This window comes from Verrucomicrobiota bacterium, assembly GCA_016871535.1.
In the GTDB taxonomy this organism is placed as follows: Bacteria; Verrucomicrobiota; Verrucomicrobiia; order Limisphaerales; family SIBE01; genus VHCZ01.
Genome location: VHCZ01000306.1, coordinates 1 through 7,005 on the forward strand (window position 1 = coordinate 1; position 7,005 = coordinate 7,005).

A 7,005-nucleotide genomic window follows, 5' to 3' on the forward strand; every position below is an offset into this window, starting at 1 on the left:
ACAAGGAAGAACTGCGAACTTTGCTCGAACAATTTATTGCCAAGCATAACCAGACCTCCAAACCCTTTGTCTGGCGCAAGCGCGAAGTCAGGGGAACTCAGCTTCGCAATACAGTAATTAACTTATGCAACTAAGCACTAGCGGTTCGCCGCATCGAAGTGGCCGTTCCACCACGCGTTGTTCGGAATCCCGCCAGTCCCGCTTTTCTTGCCATCCAATTCTTCCGGCGTCATCGCGCGGGCGTGTCCGTCCACCATCACGACGTTCACCCGGCCGCCATTGCGCCCGGTCGGAGTGGCGCGGTGGGCGTCGGAGCTGTCATCGCCGCCTTCATAGTAGGCGTTGCCGGGACCGGGCGTTGGGCTGCTCTTGCGGCTGCCGTTGGAACCCAATCGCTCCGATCCAAGCGGCGGGTCAATGACATAGACTCCAGACCCGTCGGCGCCGTAGGGCAAGCCAGGAGAACCTTTTCGAGATCCTTTGGTATCGCCCAGGACGACGGTATTCGCCGGGGCGAGAATCGAACTGTCGGTCGCATGGAAGGGCGGAACACCGCCCGGCGTCCGGGTGTTGCCGAGGTATTGATAATTGAACCCATACCCTCCGTAGTAGCGAGTCGCGGCCGGCGTTTCGACACCGCCCGGCGCGGTGTGCGCAAACGGCTTGATCATGAAGGCGCGCTCCTCCGGGCGCAGATTCGGACTCAAATACACCTCCACGTTTTGCATGTAAGGATAAATCAAGTCGGCCCACCGAACGCGCGCTTGCCCGGCAACCGCGGCCAGTGAATGGCCCGGAAAGCGGCTGTCATAATCATCCCGATACAGGGTCATGCCCAAAGATAATTGGCGGAGGTTGCTAAGGCTGGCGACGGATTTGGCTTTGCTCTTGGCCTTGGCCAGCGCCGGCAAGAGCATGCCGGCCAGAATCGCGATGATGGCGATCACCACCAGCAATTCGATTAAAGTGAATCCGGATTCCGTTGTGCGTATGTTGTCTTGCGATGTTCGTTTCATGGCCGCCAACGTAACCGAGTCAGGGACGGCTCGCTCCCGGTGGCTTGCGATTTTTTGTCGGCGGTTTGCGCTCTCGGTTGCGCCGCTGTCAGCAAAGGATGGTAAGGATGGAGCAATGGAGGGTTAGTGATGTAGTAGTGGAGTGACTACGGGATCGAAGAATCCACAAATCCAGGAATCCGGCTCTGCCGCCGCCGGATTACACGTAGTAATCGAAGTCCTGCTCGGCCCGGACTCTGCGGCGGACGCGGAGAATGTGCGCGGGGAGGAAGTGCGGATTCAACTCCACGTAATTGCGCGGACCGTGCCACATGTAACGCGCGTCCGTGAGCAGGTCGTGCATCTCATACGGCTTTTCCGGATCGACGCCCATGTCCTGAATCGGAAGTTCCACCCAGCCGGCCTGCGTGTGGCGCGAATCCAGGTTCACCACCACCACGATCAAGTTCGAGTAATCCTCCGTGTGTTTGCTGTAACAAATGATCTGGTCGTTGTCGCAGGGATGGAAGCGCAAGCTCGCGTTGCTCTGCAACGCGGGGTTCTCACGCCGGATTCTGTTCACGCGCCCGATGAGTTCCTTGAGACTATCGCCCCGATCCAGGTCCCAGCGTCGAAGCTGGTATTTTTCGGAATCGAGGTATTCCTCGCTGCGGCGTTCGCGCGCCCGGTTTTCGCGCAGTTCATAAGCCGGCCCGTAAATCCCGTAGTTCGAACTCAAGGTCGCGGCCAGGATGAAACGCGAACTGAAAATCGGCGGCTCGCCGTGCTGCAAATGCTCGGTCAGGATGTCCGGCGTGTTCGGCCAGAGATTCGGACGAAAATGTTCGCGCACGTCGGTCTGAGTCAACTCCATCAGATAAGTCGTCAATTCCCACTTCGTGTTCCGCCACGCGAAATACGTGTAGGCCTGGCTGAAGCCGAGCTTGGTCAGGCCATACCGCACTTTGGGGCGTGTGAACGCTTCCGAAAGAAATAGCGCGTCCGGGTACTGGGCCTTCACTTTGCCCAAGAGGTAGTCCCAAAACCGAAACGGTTTCGTGTGCGGGTTATCGACGCGGAAGATTCGCACGCCTTGTTCGGCCCAGTACAGCACCACGCCGGTCAGTTCTTCCCAGAGCGCTTGCCAATGCTCCGTCTCGAAGTCGAACGGATAGATGTCCTGGTATTTCTTCGGCGGATTCTCCGCGTATTGAATCGTGCCGTCCGGCCGCTTTTTGAACCATTCCGGATGCTCCTTCACGTAGGGGTGATCCGGCGAACACTGGAACGCGATGTCGAGTGCGATATCGATGCCCAGCTCTTTCGCCTTCGTGACCAGCGCGCGAAAATCTGCGATCGTGCCGAACTGCGGGTGAATCGCTTTGTGACCGCCTTCCTCGGCGCCAATGGCCCACGGGCTGCCCACGTCGTCCGGCCCCGCGGTCAGCGCGTTGTTCTTGCCTTTGCGGTAGGTGCGGCCGATCGGATGGATCGGGGGAAAATACAACACGTCGAATCCCATTGCCGCCACGTACCGTAAACGCGCTTCGCAATCTTTGAACGTGCCGTGCTGGCCCGGCGCCGGGGAGCACGAGCGCGGGAACATCTCGTACCACGCGCTGAAACGCGCCTTGACCGGGTCCACGAGCACGCCGAGTTCACTCGACAGAGTCGCGAATCGCCGCTCCGAGTACTGGCTCACCAGCGGCGCGAGATCATCGACCATCGCCAGGTGCGTCGCGCCGGAAAAGTCGCGCCGAGTCCGCAAGCTCGCCGCCAGTTCCTTCAAGCGGTGCGCATCCTGACTCGCAGCGCGGCTGGCGGCCTGGAAAACCAACTCGGCGCCAATCAACAGGTCCGTGGCGATGTCCTGCTGCTGCGCTTCCACTCGCTTACGGAGGTCGCGTTGCCACGATTTGAAAGGGTCCACCCATCCCTGGACGCAATACTGGTAACGCCCCAATTCAGCCACGGCAAATTCGGCGCGCCACCGGTCGTTAACCAGAAACTCCATGGGACCTTCCGACCACCGGGGATCTTTCTCGTGCCGGAAAAGCAACACGCACGAAAGCGCGTCGTGGCCATCCACGAAAACATCCGCCTCGACGACAACCTTTTCCCCCACGGTTCGTTTGATCGGGAAGCGTCCGCCGTCGATCTGGGGTTTGACGTCCTCGATCACGACGCGTTCGCGGCCGGCGCTTTTTGCGCTGTTGGTCAACTTCGGTTTTGCCATCGGAGATTGGACTCGGTTTGCCGCCGTGCCGTTTGGTTCGCGCCTCGGGTTGGATCGCGAGTCGCGACGATCAATCCGCCAAAGACCTCGACTGTCAAGAAATCTCGTTTAGTGGTCCGCTTCATAAATACGCTCACGTTCGCGGCAAGGGATTTTGCGGCCAGACGAGGCGCGAGCGACGAGCATATCCCGCAGTGGATCTGTGAGGAGCGAGCAACGAAGTCTGGCCGCAAAAGACCTCCCGCCCGAAGGGTTGCGCATTTATGAAATGGACCACTTACTGCGCAGACCGTGGGATTGACGACAGATCGACCGGAGAACCGTAGCGCAGATTTTCAATCTGCTGTATCGCCGATTTCCAATCGGCAGGGCGCCAGCAAGTCCCAGCGTGGTCGAACTGGGAGACGCCCCGCAGAATACAATTCTGCGATACGGCAGAGTGCAACTCTGCGCTACGAGCTTTGTCGTCCATCCCGCGGACCAAGCAGCAGGCACGCGGATGGGCCTTTGGTATTCGACGGTGGAGCGAGGCTCCTGCCGAGCTTTTCTTCGATGGCATTGGCTTGGCAGGAGCCTCGCCCCACCTTAACGAACGGAGGGAATACTACGCGCGCGGATGGAATTTACGGTGCACCTCGCGCAACTGCTCGTTGGCCACGTGCGTATAGACTTCGGTCGTGCTGATGCTCGCGTGGCCCAGCAATTCTTGAATGACGCGCAGGTCCGCGCCGTGCTCCAGCAGGTGCGTGGCGAAACTGTGCCGCAGCATGTGCGGCGTGACGTTCCGCTCGATCCCGGCCCGGCGCACGCGCTTTTTGATTCGCAGCCAGAGCGTGACCGACGCGAAGGGCGTGCCGCGGCGCGTCAAAAAAACATTCGCCGGCGTGCGCCGCGTGACCAGCTTGGGCCGGCCCGCCTCGAGATAACGCTGCAGCGCCTGAACCGCCTTCCGGCCCACGGGCACGACGCGTTCTTTGTTGCCTTTGCCAACGACCGTCACGAACCCGGCCTCCAAGTGAAGTTGCTCCAGACGGATGCCGCACAACTCCGAGAGGCGCAGCCCCGAAGCGTAGGCGAGTTCTAGAACGGCTTGATCGCAGAGGCTCGCCGGAGTCTCTTGCGCCGGCGGCACGAGCAACTGCTTGATTTCGGCGTCGGTCAGAGATTTGGGCAACCGCTGCCAGCGCCGCGGGAGCGAGAGATTTTCGGCGACGTTGGCGGGCAGCAGTTTTTCCTGTTCGCAAAAGCGGTAAAAAGCGCGAAGCGCCGCGATCTCAAGATAAAGCGTGCTCGTGCTGAGCTTGCCGGTGGACTCGGCGGGCTTCTGGCGCTGGCGCTGTTGTTCCTGAAGCAAGAAGGACGTTAAGTGCGAAAGGGTCACTGCGCGCCAGTCCGCGACATTCCGCCCTTTGGCCCACGCCACAAACTTGTCGAGGAGGCCTTTGTAAGTTTTCTGCGTGTGCTCGGACTGGCCGCGTTCGTTGCGGAGATACTGAAGGAAATCTTCAACGAGCGCATCCAAAGTCGTTAAAGCGTTAAAATGGTTAAATCGTTAAGTCGGTGAAGGGCTCGCCCGGCGCCCTGGGGAGTGGACTCACGGGACTGATTCCGAAGCCGCGCCTGTGCGGCAGCACGTTTTACAAGCACCTGAATACTTGCCGAGCGCATACGCTCAGAGTTCTTTCCCGGTCAGTCGCCGATAGGCTTCCAGATATTTCGCCTGGGTCTTCTCCACCACGTCGGGCGGGAGCGCGGGCGCAGGAGGGGTTTTGTCCCAGTCCAGCGTCTCCAGGTAATCCCGGACAAATTGTTTGTCGAAGCTGGGCTGGCTGCCGCCGGGCCGATACTGGTCGGCGGGCCAGAAGCGCGAGGAATCCGGCGTGAGCACTTCATCGATCAGGATGAATTCGCCGTTGAACGTTCCGAATTCAAATTTGGTGTCGGCAATGATGATGCCGCGCTGGCGGGCGTACTCCCGGGCCGCGGTGTAAATCTTCAAACTGGCGGCGCGCACTTGCTCCGCCACTTTCGCTCCGACGATGCGGGAGGCTTCCTCGAAGCTGATGTTGATGTCGTGGCCGGTCTGCGCTTTGGTCGCCGGCGTGAAAATCGGCTCCGGCAATTCCGCGGACTCCACCAGACCCGGAGGCAACTCGATGCCGCAAACGGTTTGTTGTTGCCGGTATTCCTTCCAGCCCGATCCGGCCAGGTAACCGCGCACCACGCATTCGATGGCCAGCGGCTCGGCTTTCTTCACGATCATGGTGCGCTTGTTCAAGCGATCCGCAAAAGACTGGAGCCTGGGCGGCAGCGGGTCGCTCGGCAGCGCCAGGCGGTGATTCGGAACGATCGACGCGGTTTGATCAAACCAGAAATGCGACAGTTGCGTCAGGACCTCGCCTTTGCGCGGGATGCCGTTGGGCATGATGCAATCGAAGGCGGAAATGCGGTCGCTGGCCACAAACAGGAAGGCGTCGCCCAGGTCGAAAATCTCGCGTACTTTGCCGCTTTTGATTTTGGGGATTCCGGGAAGGTCCAGTTGAAGCAAGGGCGCGTTTGTCATGCGCGCATTGTGGGTTTCAAATTTCAAATTTCAAATTTCAAATTTGAAATTCCCCATCGCCCTCCGGCTTTGGTACGCTGCCCGCCATGAATTTTCTGGTCACGGGCGGCGTGGGGTTCATCGGCTCGCACGTGTGTGAACGCCTTCTCCAGGACGGGCATTCGGTGTGGGCCTTCGACGACCTCAACGACTTTTACGATCCCCGGCTGAAGCGGCGGAATCTGGAAGAGGTGAAATCGTCCCGGTTGCCTTTCCATTTCGTCCAGGGCGACCTGACGGATCGGAAAGCGCTCGACGACTTGCTGGCGGGCGTGCGGTTCGATCAGATCATTCACCTGGCGGCCCGCGCCGGCGTGCGTCCGAGCCTCGCCGAGCCGGCGCTTTACCAGCGCGTCAACGTCGAAGGCACGGTCCATCTGCTGGAGGCCGCAAGAAATCATGGCGTCAGGAAGCTGATTCTGGCCTCGTCGTCTTCGGTGTATGGCGTCAACGCCAAAGTTCCCTTTTCCGAGAGCGACCCGATTTTTTCACCCATTTCGCCTTACGCCAGCAGCAAACTGGCGTGCGAGGCCCTGGGCCATGTGTACCACCATGTCTATGGAATGGACATTGTCATGCTGAGGCTCTTCACGGTGTATGGCCCGAGGCAGCGGCCCGATCTGGCCATTCACAAGTTTGCGCGACTGATTCGCGACGGGCAGCCGGTTCCGGTTTTTGGCGATGGCTCGGCGGCGCGCGATTACACCTATGTCACGGACACGCTCCAGGGGATCCTGGCCTGCACGCGGTTGGAGTTTGGCTTCGACGTCTTCAATCTGGGCGAATCTCAGACCGTCAAATTGATCGATCTGATCCGGCTTCTGGAACAGGCGCTCGGAAGAACGGCGCGGCTCGACTGGCAGCCCAACCAACCCGGCGACGTCCCGATTACCTACGCCGACATTTCCAAGGCGCGCGCCAAACTCGGCTACGATCCGCTGGTGAAAATCGAGGAAGGCATCGCCCGTTTCGTCGAATGGTTTCGGCGCGCGGGCTAAGGGTCTGTGCAAAAATAACTTCCGGTTTTGGCGGGAGCGCCGCCTGCCCGGATGCAAGGCGCGAGGAGGGAGCATCCCCGTTTTGGGGCTGTGACCGACGAGCAACGCCGCAGCCGGCCAGGCGCCGCCCCGCCCCGGAGGGCTGGGGCGATTTCGCTTTCTGGCTTCGTTTCT

The 7,005-nt window shown here is 60.1% G+C and carries 5 protein-coding genes; 1 reads left to right on the plus strand and 4 read right to left on the minus strand.

The window, feature by feature from the left end:
- Positions 1 to 137 precede the first annotated feature (137 nt).
- The 4 genes from FJ398_24525 to FJ398_24540 all read right to left on the minus strand — a co-directional run bounded on the left by FJ398_24525 (position 138) and on the right by FJ398_24540 (position 5,794).
- Positions 138 to 1,016, minus strand: a complete 879-nt coding sequence (locus FJ398_24525; protein MBM3841060.1) for a prepilin-type N-terminal cleavage/methylation domain-containing protein — start codon at positions 1,014 to 1,016, stop codon at positions 138 to 140.
- 199 nt (positions 1,017 to 1,215) lie between these two features.
- Positions 1,216 to 3,231 carry an alpha-1,4-glucan--maltose-1-phosphate maltosyltransferase gene (locus FJ398_24530; protein MBM3841061.1) on the minus strand — a complete coding sequence of 672 codons (2,016 nt, stop codon included), beginning with the start codon at positions 3,229 to 3,231 and terminating at the stop codon, positions 1,216 to 1,218.
- Positions 3,232 to 3,835: 604 nt separating this feature from the next.
- Positions 3,836 to 4,753 (minus strand): tyrosine recombinase XerD, encoded by a 918-nt coding sequence (locus FJ398_24535; protein ID MBM3841062.1) that lies wholly within the window; start codon positions 4,751 to 4,753, stop codon positions 3,836 to 3,838.
- A 150-nt stretch (positions 4,754 to 4,903) separates the two neighbouring features.
- Positions 4,904 to 5,794, minus strand: coding sequence for a phosphoribosylaminoimidazolesuccinocarboxamide synthase (locus FJ398_24540; GenBank protein ID MBM3841063.1), 891 nt, complete (start codon positions 5,792 to 5,794; stop codon positions 4,904 to 4,906).
- A gap of 86 nt (positions 5,795 to 5,880) precedes the next feature.
- Between FJ398_24540 and FJ398_24545 the strand changes: the two genes are divergently transcribed.
- A complete protein-coding gene (locus FJ398_24545) occupies positions 5,881 to 6,831 on the plus strand; it encodes an SDR family NAD(P)-dependent oxidoreductase (protein MBM3841064.1) in 951 nt (316 codons plus the stop codon).
- Positions 6,832 to 7,005 lie beyond the last annotated feature (174 nt).

Coding starts and splice junctions, on each gene's coding strand:
- FJ398_24525 (MBM3841060.1), bottom strand. CDS start 1,016: ATGAAACGAACATCGCAAGACAACATACGCACAACGGAATCCGGATTC.
- FJ398_24530 (MBM3841061.1), bottom strand. CDS start 3,231: ATGGCAAAACCGAAGTTGACCAACAGCGCAAAAAGCGCCGGCCGCGAA.
- FJ398_24545 (MBM3841064.1), top strand. CDS start 5,881: ATGAATTTTCTGGTCACGGGCGGCGTGGGGTTCATCGGCTCGCACGTG.
- FJ398_24540 (MBM3841063.1), bottom strand. CDS start 5,794: ATGACAAACGCGCCCTTGCTTCAACTGGACCTTCCCGGAATCCCCAAA.